Origin of the sequence: Brevibacillus formosus (assembly GCF_003013405.1) — a bacterium.
In the GTDB taxonomy this organism is placed as follows: Bacteria; Bacillota; Bacilli; order Brevibacillales; family Brevibacillaceae; genus Brevibacillus; species Brevibacillus formosus.
The window spans coordinates 75201-95238 of sequence record NZ_PXZL01000002.1 but is presented as its reverse complement, the minus strand read 5'-3'; the positions used below and the strand labels follow the sequence as shown (position 1 = coordinate 95238).

The 20038-nt window shown below is 46.6% G+C and carries 23 protein-coding genes and 1 pseudogene; 9 read left to right on the top strand and 15 right to left on the bottom strand.

What is annotated here, in order from left to right; all coding sequences use genetic code 11:
* Positions 1–42: 42 nt before the first annotated feature.
* Together C7R91_RS03740 and C7R91_RS03735 are read left to right on the top strand one after the other, a co-directional pair.
* Positions 43–369 (top strand): YnfA family protein, encoded by a 327-nt coding sequence (locus tag C7R91_RS03740; RefSeq protein ID WP_047073594.1) that lies wholly within the window; start codon positions 43–45, stop codon positions 367–369.
* Between the two features lie 19 nt (positions 370–388).
* Positions 389–1033 (top strand): DUF2625 domain-containing protein, encoded by a 645-nt coding sequence (locus C7R91_RS03735; RefSeq protein WP_047073596.1) that lies wholly within the window; start codon positions 389–391, stop codon positions 1031–1033.
* Positions 1034–1070: 37 nt separating this feature from the next.
* Here the strand turns inward: C7R91_RS03735 and eutH are convergent, their stop codons facing one another.
* The 3 genes from eutH to C7R91_RS03720 all read right to left on the bottom strand — a co-directional run bounded on the left by eutH (position 1071) and on the right by C7R91_RS03720 (position 3767).
* Positions 1071–2342 carry an ethanolamine utilization protein EutH gene (gene eutH / locus C7R91_RS03730; protein ID WP_047073598.1) on the bottom strand — a complete coding sequence of 424 codons (1272 nt, stop codon included), beginning with the start codon at positions 2340–2342 and terminating at the stop codon, positions 1071–1073.
* 375 nt (positions 2343–2717) lie between these two features.
* Positions 2718–2918, bottom strand: a complete 201-nt coding sequence (locus C7R91_RS03725) for a cold-shock protein (protein ID WP_047073600.1) — start codon at positions 2916–2918, stop codon at positions 2718–2720.
* 249 nt (positions 2919–3167) lie between these two features.
* The gene (locus C7R91_RS03720) at positions 3168–3767 is read right to left on the bottom strand and encodes a nitroreductase family protein (protein ID WP_047073601.1); all 600 of its coding nucleotides are present in this window, start codon (positions 3765–3767) and stop codon (positions 3168–3170) included.
* A gap of 205 nt (positions 3768–3972) precedes the next feature.
* On the opposite strand from C7R91_RS03720, the gene C7R91_RS03715 reads away from it, so the two are divergent.
* Positions 3973–4335 (top strand): VOC family protein, encoded by a 363-nt coding sequence (locus C7R91_RS03715; protein WP_047073603.1) that lies wholly within the window; start codon positions 3973–3975, stop codon positions 4333–4335.
* A 54-nt stretch (positions 4336–4389) separates the two neighbouring features.
* Here C7R91_RS03715 and C7R91_RS03710 read toward each other — a convergent pair whose 3' ends face one another.
* Entirely contained in the window at positions 4390–5175 is a 786-nt protein-coding gene (locus tag C7R91_RS03710; protein WP_047073606.1) for a class I SAM-dependent methyltransferase, read from the bottom strand.
* 149 nt (positions 5176–5324) lie between these two features.
* On the opposite strand from C7R91_RS03710, the gene C7R91_RS03705 reads away from it, so the two are divergent.
* Together C7R91_RS03705 and C7R91_RS03700 are read left to right on the top strand one after the other, a co-directional pair.
* A complete protein-coding gene (locus C7R91_RS03705) occupies positions 5325–5987 on the top strand; it encodes a futalosine hydrolase (protein ID WP_047073608.1) in 663 nt (220 codons plus the stop codon).
* A complete protein-coding gene (locus C7R91_RS03700) occupies positions 5984–6829 on the top strand; it encodes a 1,4-dihydroxy-6-naphtoate synthase (RefSeq protein ID WP_047073610.1) in 846 nt (281 codons plus the stop codon). Before C7R91_RS03705 ends, C7R91_RS03700 begins: the two co-directional genes overlap by 4 nt.
* 63 nt (positions 6830–6892) lie before the next feature.
* On the opposite strand, the gene C7R91_RS03695 is transcribed toward C7R91_RS03700, so the two are convergent.
* Positions 6893–7429, bottom strand: coding sequence for a superoxide dismutase family protein (locus tag C7R91_RS03695; RefSeq protein ID WP_047073612.1), 537 nt, complete (start codon positions 7427–7429; stop codon positions 6893–6895).
* Between the two features lie 592 nt (positions 7430–8021).
* Between C7R91_RS03695 and C7R91_RS03690 the strand changes: the two genes are divergently transcribed.
* Positions 8022–8747, top strand: coding sequence for a DsbA family oxidoreductase (locus C7R91_RS03690; RefSeq protein ID WP_047073613.1), 726 nt, complete (start codon positions 8022–8024; stop codon positions 8745–8747).
* 111 nt (positions 8748–8858) lie between these two features.
* Here C7R91_RS03690 and C7R91_RS03685 read toward each other — a convergent pair whose 3' ends face one another.
* From C7R91_RS03685 to C7R91_RS03670, 4 genes are all read right to left on the bottom strand, one after another.
* Entirely contained in the window at positions 8859–9461 is a 603-nt protein-coding gene (locus C7R91_RS03685) for a GNAT family N-acetyltransferase (RefSeq protein ID WP_047073614.1), read from the bottom strand.
* A 69-nt stretch (positions 9462–9530) separates the two neighbouring features.
* Positions 9531–10499 carry a phosphotransferase family protein gene (locus C7R91_RS03680; protein ID WP_047073616.1) on the bottom strand — a complete coding sequence of 323 codons (969 nt, stop codon included), beginning with the start codon at positions 10497–10499 and terminating at the stop codon, positions 9531–9533.
* A 32-nt stretch (positions 10500–10531) separates the two neighbouring features.
* A complete protein-coding gene (locus C7R91_RS03675) occupies positions 10532–11323 on the bottom strand; it encodes an aminoglycoside adenylyltransferase domain-containing protein (protein WP_047073617.1) in 792 nt (263 codons plus the stop codon).
* Between the two features lie 158 nt (positions 11324–11481).
* Complete coding sequence (locus C7R91_RS03670; protein ID WP_047073619.1) at positions 11482–11925, bottom strand: Lrp/AsnC family transcriptional regulator; 444 nt, start codon at positions 11923–11925, stop codon at positions 11482–11484.
* A gap of 173 nt (positions 11926–12098) precedes the next feature.
* On the opposite strand from C7R91_RS03670, the pseudogene C7R91_RS03665 reads away from it, so the two are divergent.
* The 3 genes and pseudogenes from C7R91_RS03665 to C7R91_RS03655 form a co-directional block, all read left to right on the top strand.
* Positions 12099–13136 (top strand): annotated as a pseudogene (locus tag C7R91_RS03665) (alkene reductase); the annotation flags it as partial.
* A 161-nt stretch (positions 13137–13297) separates the two neighbouring features.
* Positions 13298–14041, top strand: a complete 744-nt coding sequence (locus tag C7R91_RS03660; RefSeq protein ID WP_047073622.1) for a suppressor of fused domain protein — start codon at positions 13298–13300, stop codon at positions 14039–14041.
* An 89-nt stretch (positions 14042–14130) separates the two neighbouring features.
* Complete coding sequence (locus C7R91_RS03655; protein WP_047073623.1) at positions 14131–14592, top strand: GNAT family N-acetyltransferase; 462 nt, start codon at positions 14131–14133, stop codon at positions 14590–14592.
* Positions 14593–14677: 85 nt separating this feature from the next.
* On the opposite strand, the gene C7R91_RS03650 is transcribed toward C7R91_RS03655, so the two are convergent.
* The 6 genes from C7R91_RS03650 to C7R91_RS03625 form a co-directional block, all read right to left on the bottom strand.
* Positions 14678–15598, bottom strand: a complete 921-nt coding sequence (locus tag C7R91_RS03650) for a hypothetical protein (protein ID WP_236697964.1) — start codon at positions 15596–15598, stop codon at positions 14678–14680.
* 142 nt (positions 15599–15740) lie between these two features.
* Positions 15741–16271, bottom strand: a complete 531-nt coding sequence (locus tag C7R91_RS03645) for an RNA polymerase sigma factor (protein WP_047073627.1) — start codon at positions 16269–16271, stop codon at positions 15741–15743.
* A 106-nt stretch (positions 16272–16377) separates the two neighbouring features.
* The gene (locus C7R91_RS03640; RefSeq protein WP_047073628.1) at positions 16378–17787 is read right to left on the bottom strand and encodes a sensor histidine kinase; all 1410 of its coding nucleotides are present in this window, start codon (positions 17785–17787) and stop codon (positions 16378–16380) included.
* A 93-nt stretch (positions 17788–17880) separates the two neighbouring features.
* Positions 17881–18666 (bottom strand): hypothetical protein, encoded by a 786-nt coding sequence (locus C7R91_RS03635; RefSeq protein ID WP_047073629.1) that lies wholly within the window; start codon positions 18664–18666, stop codon positions 17881–17883.
* A 111-nt stretch (positions 18667–18777) separates the two neighbouring features.
* The gene (locus C7R91_RS03630; RefSeq protein ID WP_047073631.1) at positions 18778–19425 is read right to left on the bottom strand and encodes a response regulator transcription factor; all 648 of its coding nucleotides are present in this window, start codon (positions 19423–19425) and stop codon (positions 18778–18780) included.
* Positions 19426–19552: 127 nt separating this feature from the next.
* Positions 19553–19966, bottom strand: a complete 414-nt coding sequence (locus tag C7R91_RS03625; protein WP_146142139.1) for a hypothetical protein — start codon at positions 19964–19966, stop codon at positions 19553–19555.
* Positions 19967–20038: the final 72 nt, after the last annotated feature.

Below are 20038 nucleotides of genomic sequence, written 5' to 3'. Positions count from 1 at the left end.
TCTTTGCGCTTACTCGTTTTGATAGGAAAAGAGGAGACATGAATGACAGCATCGATACTATTGTTTATTTTGGCGGGATTGGCGGAAATCGGCGGGGGATATTTGGTATGGCTGTGGCTAAAGGAGTCCAAGCCATACTGGTACGGTATCGTCGGGGCACTGATCCTGGTATTGTACGGAATCATTCCTACGCTTCAAAGCTTCCCTTCCTTTGGGCGGGTATATGCCGCCTATGGAGGGGTTTTTATCATTCTTGCGGTTTTTTGGGGATGGTTGGTGGATAAAAAGACACCCGATTTGTATGATTGGGTGGGCGCTATCATCTGTTTGGTCGGAGTGAGCGTCATCTTATGGGCGCCGCGCCAATAGCTTGGGAGTGGAGGCTGAAATGAAAAGCTTCGAGGAATTGTACTGCGAAAAGGATTCAGCGATGGAAGAAATAACAAAATGGCAGTCAGCATCAGAGCGCAAAATTACCCTTCTTCCATCTGAACAGGAGAAGGGGAAAAAACAGCTTGTTGAGTTACAAGTGACGACGAGGTCAACTCTAGGTGCTGTCGCTTTTGAAACTGGCGGGATTCTGATTCACCAAGGCTGGCTACGGATTCTAGGGTCTGGCCATCCTCATTTACCTCGTTCCATCACTTCTTTGAATCAGCAATGTGGCTTGGACGGGATGCTGCTGGTAGCAGACGATGTCATAGGAGGGTTCTTTGCGATCAATGGTGGAATGTTTCCGGATTCGGTTGGCGGTATATGGTATTTCGCTCCGGACAGTCTTGCGTGGGAGGATCTTGAAATTGGCTATACTGACTTTTTGCACTGGGCAATGACCGGGGATATCCATACGTTTTACGAGACATTTTTCTGGAAGGATTGGGAGAAGGACGTTTCCAAGCTAAAAGGCGATGAAATGTTCGCAATCTATCCTTTTTTGTGGTCAAAAGAAGCTCGTGAATTAACGATGGATGGGTGCTTCAAAAAGCCGGTACCTGCATTGGAAATTTGGGAGATGAGCAAGAAAGCTGTGTAAAGGAAAGAGCGGCCCACGAAGGACCGCTCTTTAGCTTTTATTGTTTGGTTGCTGCAACTTCAGCCTGAGCGTTGTGATTATCCAAGTACTCATCTGGACCGATAATTCCCGCAGCACGATCTTGTTTTTCCAGTTCAAGGGCTTTCGGTACGGACAGCCAGTAAGCAAAAGCAATCCCGATAATACCTGCGCCCAATTTACCGAGCATGACCGGCAAGATAATGTTTGGTTGGAAGTTTGCCGAGAAGGACAAGTGGTCACCTAGCAAGAAAGCGGAACAAACCCCGAAGGAAATGTTGATAACCTTGTCTTTTGGCGGCATGGAACGAATGAGACGGAACATCGCCAGGATGTTCGCGCTCGTTGCGAGCAAGCCTGCACTACCAGAAGGGCTCATGCCCAGCTTATTACCCAATACTTCGAGTGGCTTCGCTGCATATTTACGCAGCATGTAAACCATTGGGAACGCACCTGCGAGCATGATACCGATGTAACCAGCGGTCTCCAACGCACGGTATTGGTCGGTTGGATCGGCGATAATCGGATCGAAGCCCCAAGCTCCGAAAATTTTTGTAAAGATGCCAGTAAAGTGTTGCACGATCGAGAAAACGAGTACGAGCTTGATACCAGCGTCCATCGTTTTTCCGAAGATCATAAAGGCACGAATCATCAGGTCTGGCAGGAAGCGCAGACCAGCAGCAATCGCTAATACAAAGAACAAAATCGGTGAAAGGTTCAGAAGTACCTGTCCGAAGCCAATAGCAAAGGCATAAGTCGATTCAGCGTTCGTCGAGATTTCATTGCGAACCTCTGCATTTGTCAAAACAAGAATAGCGCTGGAGATAAAAGCACCAATCGGAACTGTCAAAATACCGGACATTACGCCAAGCGCCATGTATTTATGGTCGCGCTTGTCCAACATAGCAAGTCCCATTGGGATGGAGAACACGATCGTAGCACCGGCCATCAGACCGACGATCATCGCCATAACCCAACCTTCCGTGGAGGTTTTCAGGAGGTTAGCCAACTGATAGCCACCCATGTCAGATGCGAGAATCGCAGTTGCCGCAATCGCAGGATCTGCTCCAATTTTGTTGAAGATGGGTGATACCGCTTTTTCTACGAACCAAGAGATGTACGGGAGGGACGCCATAATACCGGCAGCAGGAACGAAGATGTAACCTGTTGAGTGAATCCCTTCCATGAACTCCTTACCGAGACCCTCATCGCTGTTGCGAATCGCGGCAATGGCACCAATTACTGCACATAACATGATGATGTAAATAATGACGCTTCCAATGTGCTCCATGGATATCCCACCTTTTTGCGGATGTAAACAATAAAAGCACTTAGGATCTCCTGAATGAATGAGATATACCCTAAGCGCCTTTGCTTACTTTGTATGAACTTGTTTACAGGTAATGGCAATAACAGCCAGCTGGAACCGCTTTCATAGCTTGCTAAAAATAAACGGAAAATACTTGTCACGTTTATTCCATTGTGTACATTCTGAATATTTTATGCTAGAAAGCGCCGTTGCTTTACTCTGCATTATAAAGAGATTATATGGGGAGGCATGGCTAATGTCAACTGCCCTTTAGGAACAAAGAACGAAATATGTGAGGAAAAAGGACTGGAAAAAAAAGCCGCCCTTGTTATTCGCAAGGGCAGCTTTATGTGTAATTTACAGTTTTACTACGTTCTCAGCTTGTGGTCCACGGTTGCCTTCAACCACGTTGAATTCAACGCGTTGGCCTTCTTCGAGGGTTTTGAAACCTTCGCCTTGGATTGCGCTGAAGTGAACGAATACATCGTTTCCGCCTTCAACTGCGATGAAGCCATAACCTTTTTCTGCGTTGAACCATTTAACTGTACCTGTTTGCATGGGTGTTACCTCCAACAAAATAAAATGAATATGTAACTTTTATTTATGGATAAAATAAAATTCACACATTGTAAAAGGTTCAAACATAAATGTAAACCCTTTACAATATGTGAACGCTTTAAATAAGAATCTTTTGTTTAAGGTAATATTATCACAGACCAAAGAGGAAAGCAATCGCTCAATAAGTGAAAGGACGGCCCAAAAATGAAATTCCGAGCCGTCCATTATAAACATTCAATAAAATGTTACTTAGGAAAAGAACTTCACTCTCTCATCCAACGGCTGGAATTGTTTTTCACCTGGTTGAGCGGTTGGTTTGCCAAAAGGCATCTGTGCTCGCAGCTTCCATTCGCTAGGGATTTTCCACGTTTGTTGGACTTCTTCATCGATGAGTGGATTGTAATGCTGCAAGGAAGCACCGAAGCCCTCGATTTCCAATGCAGTCCACACAACATACTGAAGCATTCCAGAAGATTGCTCGGACCAAATCGGGAAATTATCTTTGTAGGCTTCGAATTGCTGCATGAGGTTTTGGACGACGCTTTGGTTTTCAAAGAAAAGAACAGTGCCGTAGCCGCTACCGAACGAGTTCATTTTTTCTTCGGTGGCTCCGAAATTTTCAGCGGGAACGATTTTACGCAGCGTTTCTTTGGTAATGTTCCACAGCTTATCGTGCTCCGCACCCAAGAGGACAACAACGCGAGCGCTTTGGGAGTTGAATGCGGATGGTGTGTACTTTACTGCTTCCTGCACGATTTCTTTAATACGCTCATCAGATACTACATTTTCCTTGCTGATCCCGTAGTACGTTCGTCTGTCTTTTACGGCTGCAATAAAATCCTTACTCACTCTGCATTCCTCCTGCAACTTGTTTTTACACTAACATGATGCATTGAAAGGGAGAAGCTTATTCAATGTTTTGTTTCTTACATTTCGTAATTAAATATAAAATTACACGCAACCATTGTAAACATTTGGGTTTGTTAATAGCGATAAGTTAACTTTTTTTCGGTTACAATAGGAGGATAAGGTTCGAGCTAGCAAGGAGGATATTATGATTACCAAAATGGCAACCGTAGCTGTCTACGTAGAAGATCAGCAACGCGCAAAAGTGTTCTGGACAGAAAAGGTTGGATTTGAAGTCAAGCAAGAGCACCCGATGGGACCAAACAGCAGTTGGCTGGAGGTAGGACCAGCAGGTGCCCAGACTGCTTTGGTACTCTATCCGAAAAGTATGATGAGCAACTGGCAGGAACAAAAAGCCTCGATCGTTTTTGAATGTACAGAAATTGAACAAACGTACGAAACGATGCGCGCGAACGGTGTTGTTTTTCAAGGAGAACTGAACAAGATGCAGTGGGGGACCTATGCGACTTTTCAGGATGAAGACGGCAACAGCTATTTGCTAAAAGGATAAGAGTAGTGACGACCTCTGGCCAAATGCGGCCGGAGGTTTTTTTAATAGGATGAATCAAACAATCGCACGAACGAGGTAATACATATGTGTAGTGGGCAGACCGTCAGAAGTCGCATAGTGGTCAAAAATCGGCATAACACTCTCCATGTGTTGTTCGATGGCGGATGTGAGAATAGTGGGATTTTGCCCGAAGCAACGCATGCGGATGACATCAAGTGGAGTCTGAAAATACTCGGTGGCGATCACCGTCTGAATATCTACTCGCTGGAAAGCAGCTTGTCTGAGTCTCTCCTGCAAATGTTTTAGGATAGGAGTGTCAGCTGGACGTGGACCAAATAAATGAGGAAACCATTCGAATAATTCGGCGGACAACTGATCGCCCGGATGTAATCCGATGAATGAGCCTCCTCTTTTGACGACGCGTCCTATATCTGGATAAGCGGAGGTAGGTCCCTTGCGATTGTAAGCGCAATCGAACGTATCGTCATGGAAGGGGAGGGTATATTTTGTATTGGTGACAACGAAGGAGACGTTTTCGGGTGTTTGCGTACGGGCCTTTTGCACAAAGTTTTCTGTCACATCCAAGCCGACGATTTCTTTGGCAGAACGGCTCCAGTCCAGTGTGAATGCGCCGTGCCCGCAACCGATGTCGAGAACAGATTGATTCGGAACCATGCGACGAATTTCCTCCATAAAAAGCGACTCGCCATTCGGTTCTGTAACGGTAGAGCGCCACGGGTATACGTATTCACCAGTCATTTTGCCCAACTGAGTGTACCAGGCTAAAGAGTGGGGGGCGAGCCAGTCAGGATGGGTGTTCGGATTCGGTGGGTGAAGCATGATCGGTCACCTCTTATCTAACGAAAATGCACAGCAGGTTTTATTGTAATAATTTCCCTGTCTTTTGACAAACTCTTTAAACGGCTTTACACAGACGAAAAGTAGCGATAACGTGGAAGGTGGAAAGCGGTTGAAAGGAGCCAGGGCAAATGATTTTGTCACAACAATATAGAAGCATTCTGGTCGTGACCTCCGTTGACGCGGAACGGGATGCAGTGATTCGCGGCATTCAAGGGGATGAGCGTTTCACAGTTATCGCAGGAGGAGTAGGACCAGCCGCAGCCGCAGCGAGTACAGCCAGAGCGCTTGCATGCGCGGACTACGATCTGGTCATTTGTGCAGGAATATGCGGTGGATTCGTGGGACAAGCAGAGATTGGGTCACTGGTTGTCGCAACGGAGATTGTTTGTGCGGATTTGGGTGCAGAAACGCCTGAGGGCTTTTGCAGTGTGGACGAGCTGGGATTTGGATCAGCGAGAGTAAGTGTTGATCAGGAGTTGGTCGAACAGCTGACCCATTCGATGAAAGAGGCAGGGGTCGTTGCCAAAAAAGGCATCGTCCTTACACTATCCACCGTGACGGGAACAGCGGAAACAGCGGCGGCTTTGGCGCTGCGGATGCCAGATGCGCTAGCTGAAGCGATGGAGGGGTATGGTGTTGCGACTGCTGCCCAGGCTGCCAGACGACCTGTTCTGGAAATTCGCACGGTATCGAATGCAATTGGACCGCGGGATAAATCCGCTTGGCGGATAAAAGATGCGTTGGAATCTCTGGAAAAGGGAAGCTCTGTATTACGGGAGGTATTATCATGAAAATTGCGTTTTCACCATGTCCGAATGACACTTTTGTTTTTCATGCCTGGGCACATGATTTGATTCCGGGAGCGCCAAAGCTCGATATTATGTACGCAGATATTGATATCACGAATACGCTTGCTGCACAGGGAGAAGGCCCTGAAGTAATGAAAATCTCCTATGCGGCATTGCCTTGGGTGATGGACAACTACTCGTTGCTCCCTTGCGGTGGTGCACTGGGCAGAGGATGCGGGCCACTCGTTTTGACCCAAGGAAATCCTGGCGAGAGTGCGAACGATCCAGCACGCCTGTCCAACAAACGTGTAGCCGTTCCGAGTGAGCGCTCCACAGCTTATTTACTGTTCCGGCTCTGGGCTGCACAAAATGTCCCAGGTGGTGTAGGGGAGATCGTCGTCATGCCGTTTCATGAGATTATGCCTGCTGTACGTGACGGCAAGATCGATGCAGGACTCGTGATCCACGAAGCGCGTTTCACGTATCAAAACTACGGGCTGTCGCTTATGACTGACTTGGGCAACTGGTGGGAGTCTGATACCAATTTGCCGATTCCGCTGGGTGCCATCATCGCGAAAAAATCAATGGATATCGAGGCTCTGACCAATTGGACACGCTCCTCTGTGGAATATGCATGGGCGAATCCGACCGCATCACAAGAATATGTCATGTCCCATGCCCAGGAGTTATCTCTGGAGGTAGCGCAAGCGCATATTAACTTGTACGTGAATGAGTTTACGAGAAATTTGGGTAACGATGGTTATGCAGCTGTCGAGGCGTTGCTCGGTCGTGCAGCCGAGGAAGGGCTTGTACCAGCATTTGATTTGTCGACATTACGGCGCTAGCTAATTCAATAATGCGAGGGGGCAGCTTAGAGGGTTGCCCCCTTTTCCTGTTCGGGGGAAGCGTTATCCTGCGTAGATCAATCCACATGCCAGGCGTTTTCCGCTATTTCCTGCCGGCTGTGAATGGAAGTCATCCGGACTTTGATGGATGATCAAGCTTCTGCCGACTACATCGGCTGCACTGATTTTGTTTGTGAAAAAAGTCATTCGTGCATAGCCGTCATTGGAAAACAGCACGGGGAAGTCGCCGACGTGGTTGCCATGTGGTTGTTGTGTAGGGTTCCAATGACTGCCTGCTGCCGTAAAGGGATCTTCCGGATTTCCGACCGTGCAGACGCCATGCTCATGCAAATGAAAGCCAAATGGCCCGATTTGCGGTTGATTGCCAGTGGCTGGCTGGAAAGCGGGGAGGCCGCTGACTTCCACGAACACTTCGGTGCCGTAGGGGACATCGGTAAAAACAACGTAGCCGTGCAGGTTCGGTGCCAGTGGACCACCCTGAATTTCGGCAAAAGATTGTCCTTTTCTCCATCCATGTTGTGAGGACACGGCTCGCAAGTCATGTTCATATGGGTATTCATAAGGCTGACATCCGTACATGTTATCCACCACCTTACTTCATGAACCAGTTTGACATATCTTATGTAAGAGGTGGGCGTATGGTTACTGGGCTGGATAGTAGGGGGCAGGAGTAACAAGAGATGGCTTATCTCCCTGATCACGAGAAGACTGATAGACGGAGTTGAGTACTCTTCTCCCAGCCGCTGCCTCCCATAATAGGCGTGAGAAGTGAATCCCACTCTTTTGATTCCCGTGAGAATTCAAAATAACTAAGGTCCTTTTGCAGTAAAATAGGGCCAATTTGTGCTTGGAAAGAAGCAGTGAAAGCGGGGTAAATGCTTTTGCTCGGTACTCCGAGGAAAGCGAAGCTGCTTAGACCGGTTGACCATACGAGTGCACAGGAAGGCTTGTCGGGATTAAAAAGTTCTACATGAGCATAAGTAAGTATTTACCAAACAGAGAGGAAGTTCCTTTTCCCGCGTGAACATTGACACTAAGGGCAAAGTGCAGCTTTCAGCCTCCAAAGTGCATAGGCGCACCGTGCGTTGTTGTATAATGTGCATACGACGAATTTTGCAGTGTACGGTCTGCTGTCTTTTGGTCAGCACCGCTCATATAGAGGAGGATGAACATGAAAATTGAAATTTGGTCTGATTTTGCCTGCCCGTTTTGCTATATTGGAAAGCGCCGTCTGGAAGGAGCGCTGTCTCAATTTCCACATAAGGATCAAGTAGAGGTCGTATATCGCAGCTTCCAGCTCGACCCACAGATGGAACGCGATACCGATATGGACATGCATGAAGTACTGGCAGCCAAGTATAGCATTCCGCTCGCACAGGCGAAGGGAATGAATGACCAAGTTACGCAAATGGCAAAAGGTGTCGGTCTCGACTATCATTTTGACACGATGATCCCTACCAATACATTCGATGCGCACCGCTTGACGCACTTTGCCCATGCGCATGGAAAAATGAAGGAAATGAAGGAGCGACTGCTGAAGGCGTACTTTACCGAATCACTCCATCTCGGAGACCACGAGGTGCTGGCACAGCTTGCTTCTGAGGTAGGCTTGGACAAGGAAGCGACGCTCGCCATGCTGGCAGGAGACGAATACAGAGAGCAAGTACAAGAGGACAAACAAAGAGGCAACGATTTGGGTGTCACGGGTGTACCGTTCTTTGTCATTAATAACAAATACGCAGTATCTGGCGCGCAGCCAGGTGAAGTCTTTTTGGGAGCATTGAACCAGGTATGGGAAGAGGAAAGCGCAGCTCCTGTTCTGAAATTCGTGCAGAACGACGAGAAAAAAAAGGAGCAATCCGGCGACAATTGCGCGGATGGCTCCTGCAAAATATAAGGTTTAGCTAGGTTACAACTGATTTACCAGCTACCTAATCAGGCAAGGTCGTCAACTAAAAAGCCCGCAACGAACCTCCATGAAAATACGCTTCATGGAGGTTTTGTTTCTTTACTGGTTCGAGAATGATTGATGCGAAGCCTTAGCGGGAAGCATGGGATAACTCGCGTGCACATGCTGTTTGAAGCTCTCATAGTCAGAGACATGTATATGGGAGTGGTGGTCGCTTATACATACGTGATTCATGCCAAGGCGCTGAGCGAACCGATTGCCTGCTTCCGTGATATTATCCATGATGATCGATTGGATGCGGCATCCGCTCTGCTCGACATGAGCCAGTACGTCTAGATAATGATGCAGCATCATGCGCAAGGCAGGGCTTTGCCGATAAGATTGATCGACAACGACACAGGACAGAAAATAATAGACTTGCTCGGGTGCAGTAGTTAAATCTTCGATATCCGCAGTCGTCATCAGGCTGTCTTTAAAAGTCCCTTGCGCAATTTGCAGGTAGATATGCGACTTGACGGGAAGCAGGTTCATAAAAGCAATGATGCGCCCATTCTCTTCGATCGCAACGACGGAATCGGGACGAAACAAATACCAATTGTAGCTCTCTTGGTACGGTGTAATAAATTCAGCATCATAGTATTGAAGCTCGAGTTGTTCCATTTGTCTAAAATGCTCAAGGTGCAAATGCTCCATGATCTTCATAACCAAATCTCCTTCTTTACGCAAAGTGGCTTTGCCGTAGAGCTTCAGCTCGCTGGATGCTTTCTTTGGTTAAATAGCGAATAGCTCGTTTGCGAGATCCTCGAGTGTGGGGATATCTTGCAAAGGCAAACGATCAGGAAGCATGTAGAAAACGTCCATGGCATAATGCTGCGTAAGCCCATGTGCTTGACGATAGAGGGCTTGCGCCATTGCTTTGTGGGCAAAATCGGTGGTCATCGGCCAATTGCTTGCCTCGAGAAATACTTTCAGCAAGGTTTTGTCACAATCGAACAAATCCAGGTGCAGCTTGGCGAACTCATAGTGCCGATCTGTCACTATCATATCGCCCCAATCGATTACTCCGTTGAGACGGCCATTCTCCACAAATACATGACGGAACATCAAGTCACCGTGGACGACGACAGGATCAAACGGTCCGAGCCTTTCAAGATAGTCGTCGATTTGGGAAATCAAATGCTGCGGCAACGAGCTCTTTTTTGCAGCCGCAACCACATCCATGTCCGCCCAGTCTGCGTGTGTAGCGATCCCGGTTGGAGGTAGCGCATGGACTCTCGCCATTTGTTTTCCCAAGTCCGCAGCGACAGAGAGCTGTTGTTCGTAAGTTAGCTTGGCATTTTGCCAGGAAACGCCAGACATGCGTGTGGTAATCAAGTATGGCCATGGATGGTTGGCGTCATCGGACAGGTACCCTTCGGCAAGCAGTCTGGGTGCGGCAATTTCCAGGTCGTTGGCGAGCAAGGTCTGTGCAGCGCGTTCAACAGAATGGCTCTTGCGCCATGGTTGGAAGTATCCGAATAGTTTGACTACGATATCACCGTATAGAAAGGATGGATACGTCCCGCCAATCCCAGCCACCAGCTCTCGATCTGCTTCGAACAGGCCATGACGTTTCAGGATGTCAGCAATGTAGGGCATCCAGAAGCTGGTGTCGTTACTGTACAGTACGTATTCTTGCAAAGTTGTAAAAGTGGGAGGATGAACGGGTTTGTTCCTTGCTGAAAATACTGAACCATTCATAAAAATACCTCCTCGTATAGTTGATTCTGTTGTTATTCCGTCTTATTAGACCACAGCTCGCAGATATAGCGTATAAATCTCTGAGTTTCCTTTGCCCGCTTGATTCTGTTCGAAAACAAAGATGGTTCATTTGGATGGTAGCGTATTCGCAAGGATTCCTTCAGTAAGAGATGCCATTCACTGGGAAGTTCTTGCAGAGCTTGTTCTACGGCTTTTCTCTTTGGAATAATGTCTTCATGGATGAGTGAGTAATAGATTCGGCATAAGGTGAAAACGGCGAATTCTACCCACCCATCGAGCAGGAATTTCAGCATGCTTTTTGCTTTTGGCAACCAATAATCATGTACATTGTATTTTATCGTTTCCCCGACATCAAACCACTGGGTAGGGATGTGTAATGCTTCAACACTTTTCCCCATAACGGTAATGCCCTGTTGCTTGAGAATCCACCACGTCACATGATTGACATCATAGTGGCCGGATGATTTGAATGTCCCATTGTCAACGTAAGGATAAGGCGCCAAGGATGGATTGGTTTTACCGATGTCATCCAGCTGGATATACATGCCGTCCATTCTTTTAGCTAGTGGGTTGGCGTTCTGGAGAGTATGATGAATGTTCTTGAGGGTTTCTGTATCTTCATTCGTTACCCCTCTATCCAAGATCGTTACAAAATCAATATCGCTGTTATCTTCCTCGAAGCCAGATAGAGCAATAGAACCATACAAATACACACCGCAGATGACATCAGGCAGTTCCGCCATGAGTCGTTGCGTATAGTCGTGCAATAAAGGTCTAACGCTTTCCGGTATTCTCGTGTCCATAAGGAATCTCCTTTTTGGTGATCAATATTAATTTGAGGTTCATCCTCTACCCATGCACATTGGCTCTTAGCTTCTGGTAATTTTTATGTACGGCCAAGTCGTTTATATAACAAGCAAAGGTATAATCAGTCATGGCACGCAAAAAGCCGACAGGCTGTTTAGCACTCCTCGATCACAGAAGGAACGATCTTTTTCTGTTCGATTGGTGAGGACATGACGATTAAAGTCGTGGAATCCCCGTGTTCCCCGCTGGCATTGATAAACGCCTCCAAAGACTGCATGGAAGCAGTGACGACCTTCAGCAGGTAATTGTATTGTCCGCTGATTCTGTGCAGCTCCAACACATCTGGATACTCCTTGCAAAACTCGATGAATTTTTCGCAGCGTTTTGTATGAAAAAGCAAATAGGCAGTGACATGTTTATTTGCTTTTTCCGGAGCGAGGATGGCACGATATTGCATGATGACGCCTTTGTCCTCCATTCTGCGAACTCTTTCCGTGGTAGCCGGTTGAGACAGGTTGACCAGTTTTCCTAATTCCGTCATGGAAATGCGGGCATTCTCCTGCAAAATCATGAGTATTTCCTTATCCACTTGATCCATTCGCATGACCCCCGTTACTTTTCATGAATTATCTCCATAATACCGTTGTTTTCAAGGGGAAAATAGCATAATTCCTTTCATGTCATCTGTAAAAGCAGCTGGCGATCCTTTACGATGTAAGGAAATGACAGGTAAGGATGGGAGAGAGGAAAATGAAAATGGGAAACCAAGTATTGCTGCAACCAATTCACATGGGAGCTTGGAAGCTGCGCAATCGAATCACAATGGCCCCCATGACGCGCACATTCGCAGATGACCAGACGGGAGTAGTTGGTCCTGATGTCGTCGAGTACTATCGGAAGCGGGCAGCAGACGGTGTAGGTTTGATTATTACAGAGGGAGTCGTCATTAGTCCTCGTGCAAAAGGAACAAAGGGTGTTCCAGGCTTGTTTACCATGGAACAAATAGAAGGCTGGAAAAAGGTCACAGACGCAGTTCATCAGGCGGGGGGAGTGATTGTTGCGCAAATTTGGCATGTCGGGCGGCTGTCACACCATGAGATCGCTGGAGGCTTACCCCCGCAAGCTCCTTCTGCACTGCGAGCAGAGGGGCATGTCCATCGCTTGGGCAAGCCTTACGATATCCCGGAAGAGATGTCGCTCGCCGATATTCAAGAAGTGATTCAGCAGTATGCGCAGGCTGCTCGCCATGCAAGGATGGCAGGCTTTGACGGCGTTGAGATTCATGGTGCACATGGCTATTTGATTGATCAGTTTAATTCGGATACATCCAACCACCGCCAAGACAAATACGGCGAAGATTTGCGCCAACGCTTGACCTTCATGAAAGAGGTGGCGAAAGCGGTAATTTCCGAAGTGGGTGCTGACAGGACAATTATGCGCTTCTCTGCATTGAAGGATGATCAGCGTGAGTATATGTGGGAGGACCCAGTCGCGGCTGTTCAAACCTTCGTAGAGGCATTTAAGGAAGCGGGATTAACGATGCTTCATCCTTCCACAATGAATTTTGATCAAGTGATTGCAGAAGGCAAAACGCTGCACGAGCTTGTCCGCCAATACTGGGATGGCATCATCATTGGTGTCGGCGATTTAACACCTGATCGGGCCGAGCAGGCTGTACAGGATGGAATAATGGATGTGGCGGCATTCGGACGGCCATTCCTGGCCAATCCTGATTTGGTTAGTCGCGTTACGCAGGGAGAAGACTTAGTCGCTTTTAATGGACGGGAGCATTTGCAAGTGTTGGTATAAGGAGTGTTAGCAAGAGGGGGCTAATCACCCTCTCTTTTTTGTGAAAGTTGATTCGGATTTCTCTTGCAAGAATTGCGAATATAAGGTAAATGTTGGAGGTATCTCATGCCGATACAATAGAGAGACCCAGCGTCTAAATGATGAGAAGGTGAGGATTTGCGATGAATTTTTTCAAAAAGCTATTCGGCGGTACGAACAACGGAGAAAAGTCAAAGGACGGCACTACGATTTACACATATAACGAACAAGCTGATTATGAACCCCCAGCTCCCATGGAATATGTAGAAGAAATTGTTGCCCACTTTGAAACGGTATTTGCGGGAAGAGAATGCAGTGTTTTTCACGAAATTATTTCCGATATGATCCATATTGATGTGAATGTAATGAGTCCTACAGAAGAAGAACCATTTTGGGTTCTGTATACGACTGGGATGAGTGATTTGCCGATGACGATCCCGGATGAAATACAGGAGCAGATGGAAGAGAATTTCGATCGAGCAGAAGTGATGATATTTTTGCCTGCTTCCTGGGAGCTGACACAAGAGTCGCTACAGGATGAAAACAACTACTGGCCGATCAGGCTGATGAAGCAAATGGCTCGTTTTCCTCACCAGTACAATACATGGTTGGGATACGGACATACGATACCGAATTATGAGAACTATGAACCGTATGCGGATGGCACGGGCTTAAATGGAGTCGTTCTGTTTCAGCTATCAGAAGAAATCAGTGTCATTCCTACCAAGGATGGGAACAAGGTTCATGCCTATTTCTTGATTCCTTTGTATAAAGAAGAGATGGAGTATAAATTGGAGCATGGCATGGATGCGCTATTGGATAAATTGTTTGAGCTGGAAGATGATGCGCTGATTTTGAACCCGAATAGAAGAAACACCTGCAAGTAAACATATATGAATCTCCCACCCCTTTTAGTTAAAGGGGTTTTCTTGTAAGATGTTAGAATAATCACGCAAATACCGATTGGAGGCAAACGATGATTCATTTTCGAGTCGCAACAGCTAAAGACCTGAATAGAATTGTTCAAATGCTTGCGGATGATGAATTAGGCAAGACGAGAGAGCGTTACGAAACTCCGCTACCAGAAAGTTACATAAAAGCATTTGAATCCATTGATGCAGACCCCAATAATGAATTGGTTGTGGCGTGCCGTGATGAGGAAATTATTGGTGTGTTACAGATTACGTTTACTCCTTATCTGACACATCAAGGTAGCTGGAGAGCGACGATTGAGGGGGTTCGGACTGCATCAACGGAAAGGGGGCAAGGAGTTGGGAGCAGGTTAATCGAATGGGCGATTGAACGGGCGAAAGAGCGAGGGTGCCATCTTTTTCAACTAACGACAGATAAACAACGCGAGGATGCTTTGCGCTTTTATGAGCGATTAGGATTGAAAGCGACGCATGAGGGGTTGAAAATGAAGCTGTCGATCGACTAACAAAAGTACGATGGAGAAGGAAAACGGGTTCCATATACGTAAATATAGAACCCGTTGCTCCCAGGCTATGACCGAGCCAAGTCGCCTATTCGATTTCAATTCGATTAATATCACCAACATCCAAATTTCCAAGCTGTATGGAGAAACTTGGTTTCCCCGGACTTCTCAAAATATAGCCGCCCCAGTCCCGGCCGCCGTAAGCCGTATACCCAGAGATATCTATGCCAAAAATGTCTTGAATAAGTGGCTTGGTTACGGGAATGACTTCATTTAATGCTTTGATTTTATAGTTATCTGTTTCATGGCCCACTTCATACACTTGACCTGTATTTGCTCCGATCATTACATCATATTTCTTTTGTTTATTAATGAGCAGCCATTTATCTTCCCTTTCGTCTGAACGTTTTTTGGCTTGGGTAAAGGAAAGATTTTTTTCATTGGATAAACGCATCAAGGTTGTTTGCGCGGTGGAAATGATCTTTTGATCGACGTCTTCTAAGTTGTAATACAATGTGAACCCAGTCACTTTATTTGTTGGAATATCGACTTTGACGTACTGTTTGTCTTCTGTCCAAAAGGAAAAATATGCTTCCTTCTCACCTTTGAAAAAGCTGGCTTTTTGGAAGGTAACCTGTTGTTTCGTATCCTTAAATGCTTCTTGTGCAGTCTCTACATATGTATGATAGGGCCCCGGTAATTCGTTGATCGCAAACCTCGCAAAGACGGTAAGAACCTCTGTGGTACCAGGCTTAAAAGTTACGATCGCTTCTCTGGTATCATGATCCTTTGCCTGTACACTATAGGAGTCGGTGTCTTTCTCAATTTCTCCAAAAGAGAAGGTCTTCTGAATGCCACTCGCATCTTGTATGGCTTTTTGAGCAGCCGCAAAATACGTTATTTCTTCAGGAGCAGAGGCTGCACTACTCGTTGATTCTGCTGGTGCAGAAAATGGTTTCATCCAGAAAAAACCGAGCAACAGGCCGCAGGTGATCAGCCCTTTTGCCATCCATCCATAGTACATTCTTCGTTTGTTCACTTTTTGAAGTCTACCTCTTTCTTCTCGCACACCCTTTAATATTGCTTGGCTTCGTTCTCGGGAAAGGATTTGCTCCGGGAATTGATTCAATTCTTCCAGAATGATCTGCTCATCACATGATGGCATCGTTCATCACCTCCGCAATGGAAACATGCATTTTGTTTTGAATCGCTTTCATTGCTCTATGCATAGTAAGATTGACCTTGGCTTCCGTCCATCCCAAAACCTCCGCAGTCTCCTTGCTCGATAATCCCTTGATCCCTCTGAGTATCAACACGTCCCGATAAGAAGACTTTAACTGATTGATCATTTCATAGAGCAGACGCTTGTTTTCACTTAACATCAGCGACTCTTCCGGTGTTTTGTCGTGCGATACGAGATGCTGCAAAAAGATATCTGGCAACCAACTAATTAGCTTTGTCTTGCGTCTTTCATCAATGGCTACGTTTCGTGCTATGGCAAACAGCCACGTTTTGGGATTCTCAACCTCTGCCCCCTGCATAGCTTTGAGGGCACGAATAAAGGTCTCTTGAACCAGATCGTCGATGTCTGTTCGTCCCGTATAATAGACGAGAAACCGATATACATCTTGGCTGTATGTGAGAAACCATTGCTCAATTCGTGCTCCAGAATGATCATCCACTGGTGTTCCACCTCCTTGTCACTGTATAGACGGAATAGCTGCTGACAATCTTTCACTTTCATGAAAAAAATGAGACACCCCGGAAGATCAGTCAGGTGTCTTTGCTCTATCGTATGGTTCTAGTAGCGGGGAAAATCAGTTTGGCCGTTGTCCCTTTCCCTGGTTCCGATAAAAAGTGGAGCTCTGCCCCATGGCAATCAGCAATTTGCTTGCAAAGCGTCAAGCCTAATCCAGCACCGCCGCCGTTTCGAGCGCGGGAGGGATCTACCCGGTAAAACGCCTCTGTAATGTGGACGAGATGCTCTGCCGACATTCCTTTGCCGTTATCCTCGATTGTGATCACCTTATGATCATTTTCCAGCTCAGCGACCACCTTGATATGTCCGCCAGCACTACATGCCTTCAGTGAGTTGTCTATCAAATTGACGAGCAGGATATGGATCAGGTCAGGATCGCAATGCAACGTATCCATGCGATATTCCCATGTAATCTGAACTTCCTTCTCGGCTGCCATGATAGAGAGCGCCTGTTTGACACCAAGCATCAATTGTTCCATACGAACGTCGCTTTGTTCAAGCTTATTTTCACGGAGGGTGGCCAGATCCAGCAGACGATACGCAATATTTTGAAGTCTGCGGCTCTCAGACATAATGTAGGTCGTGGCAAATAGTTTATCCTCTTCTGTACGAGCCACTTTTTGTATGTATTCTGCATAGCCGTAAATAGTCGTGAGCGGTGTGCGGAGCTCATGTGCAAAGTTATCGATAAATTGCTGTTTCTGCTGAGCGGCTGTCGCTAATTGTTGAATTTGATTCTGAATTTCCTTTGCCATATTATTAAAGCTTTGCGCCATTTCGGTGAGCTCGTCTTGTCCAGACACAGGAAGCCGGGTATCATACGCACCAGCCGCGATTTGGCGGGATGTTTGTGAGATCTGCGAGAGTGGCCTAAATAGTTTAGACAGCAATATATGAAGACCAAAAGCAAACAAAACAGACACAATCAAGCCAGCGAAAAACAGCATGTTTTTCATTTGCTCCCAGGCAGCAATTCCATCTGTCATGTCGTATAGGTACACCATTGTATATAAATCATAGGGAGCAGGCAGCTTTCCCGAAACGAGGACCGAGGCGCGGTCGCCTGATTCTTGTATAGAAACGAGTCTGCTGGCGTCTCCCGGCAGCTCAAGAAACCCGTTTGGGACCGACAAGACAGACGAATTTGAATAGACCAGCTCCTTGTCTTTAAAAAGTACCAATGTCACGTTTTGATCCCCGGCAAGATAGTTGTAAGGCTGGAGCAGAGACGGGATGGAGCTGTCGATATCCGTTCCGCGGCCTTCTACCGCATGAAAATCTTGGAGGAGCGCGGAGGTGATGAAATAATGCTCATCCAAGCTTCTTTCTTGTGCACGACGGATTGTGTCTTTGAAGGTCGTGATCGATATAATGACGATCCCTAGGTTGAATGTAAACAAAAAAAGGGCAAGAGTTGTTAAAAAGGTCCGGTATTTCATAAATTTCCTTTCGTTTCACCTTTGGTTTCATGAGAGAGCTCGCACCTCATGGGAAAAAGCCGCCAGCACGGTGTAGCGGCTGAAAAGGCTCCCTTATTTTTGAGGCTCAGTGATCTTAGGATAGGATATAATTGAGTTGGGGTGGTCCTTGTACTTGTTCTTAGCATGATAGGTGGCGCCGATAAACTCTTTATCTTTGCGCGCTATATACACAATGGCGATTTCACCGTTCTCGCCTGTGATCTCCGCCGATATGAGGGGGTCATTGTTCTCGACCATGCTTTGGAATTCGTATACAGCGGACTTGACTGGACCGTGGACAATATTGAACTTCTCAGCTGCCTTTTTGGCTAGGTCCACATACTCCTGCGGATTTTTCGCAAGCTCCTCATCGTAGGTTGCTTTTTCTATGAACGTTCTCTCACGGAAGATACTGAAAAGTTCTCCGGTAACAGCGTCGATCATGAAATAATAATTGAGCTTGTCATTAATTTTTACTTCACCGTACCATTGTGCGCGAGGAAGGTCTTCACGTGGCTGTTGGTAACTCATTTCTACCACCGTCCCTTCCAGGCTCAGGGCATACATCTCCCAAAGGGCTTTCGCTCCGATTTCCGCCGCCGCTTCTTTTGTAAGGTCTTTACTCGTTGGCTTTTGGTCTTTCATGGCTGTCACGGTATAATTCGCTTTTTTGTATCCGGGTGGCAGACTGTGTTGTGTCGTTGACGAGGGGACGGCCACAGATTTCGCGTAACTCGTTGGAACTATATCCGTTTTGTTGTAACTCGATGCCGTTACGACTTGGACCATTCCTTGAAAAAGCAATGTGCTGGTGCCAATGATAGCTGCCGCCGCCAAGATCGTTTGTTTTCCTTTCATAGTAACCTCTCCTTTTTTGTGTTAGTTGTGATCACAAGTAGAAGTATAAGAGGGAGGGATTATTGATTCGTCATCAAGTTATTAGGAAGTTGTAATAGTTTATTAGCTGTGTTACACCTCAAGACGATACCCCATTTTATAAACGGTCTTAATTCGGGATTCCATTTCCAGCTTCTTACGCAGCTTTTGAATGTGGACGTCTACTGTTCTTGTATCCCCAACGTAGTCATAGCCCCACGCGAGCTCCAGCAGCTTTTCCCGGGAAAGGGCGATATTCCGATTGTTCACCAACACTTCCAGCAAATCAAATTCCTTGGGGGTGAAATCTACCGGGTGATTATGAAGAAATAGCTGTCTGCTCTCGAAATCGATTCGGACCCCATCCAGTTCAAACGTCTTGTTCGTTTTCTTGGATCGTCGCAACACCGCATCTACGCGCGCCAGCAGTTCCAGCATCTCGAACGGCTTCACCAAGTAGTCATCTGCGCCGAGCGTCAGGCCCTTTACCTTGTCTGTCAGGCTGCCTTTCGCTGTCAAAAAAATAGTGGGCGTCCCACGAATTTGGCGGAAAACCTCATATCCGTCAATTTCCGGCAGCATAATGTCCAGCACAACGAGATCCACCTCGTGCTTATCCATCTCATCCAATGCCGATTTTCCGTCTATCACCGAAATACATCTATGTCCCACTGCTTGCAGGTTTCTTTTGATGAGCTCATTGATTGGAATCTCATCCTCGACAATTAGGATGGTTGCCACTTGGATCACCTCTCGTAAAGAGCATAGCATGGGAATGTAATCGAGTTGTAAAAAAATAGCAGGTCAAAAACAGCCGCAATAAAAAAGCGGGACGCAGATTAGTCGCGTCCCACTCTAGTAGCGGTCTCTAGCCCATAAAAGTGATTTGAATTTTCGTGTTAAAGCGATCGGTAACAACCCAGCCTGCTGGAATCTGCTGATTATACCTGATCCATAGCTTCGCTCCCTTTTGTGCTCTTTGAATACTCGTAATTTCAAATTTATCCGTCGTACTATCTGTAATGACCCATCCTTGCGGCATGATTTGATTGTTTCGCACCCACAGTTTATCTCCGTAACCTGCGCCTTGTGTATAAATCATTTGAAGAGAAGTGCCACTGCCATCTATGACAGCCCATCCATCGGGAATCTGTTGGTTGTACTTGATCCAAAGTGTCGATCTGTACGTAGCTCCAATCACGCATGTAATTTCGAATTGAGTACTAGTACTGTCGGTAATCACCCAGCCTTGCGGGACCAGTTGATTGTTCTTGATCCACATTTTCGCTCCATAAGAAGAGCTAGCAGATAAGGAATGCTTTAGTGATGCATAGGATAAAATATTTTGTTCGGA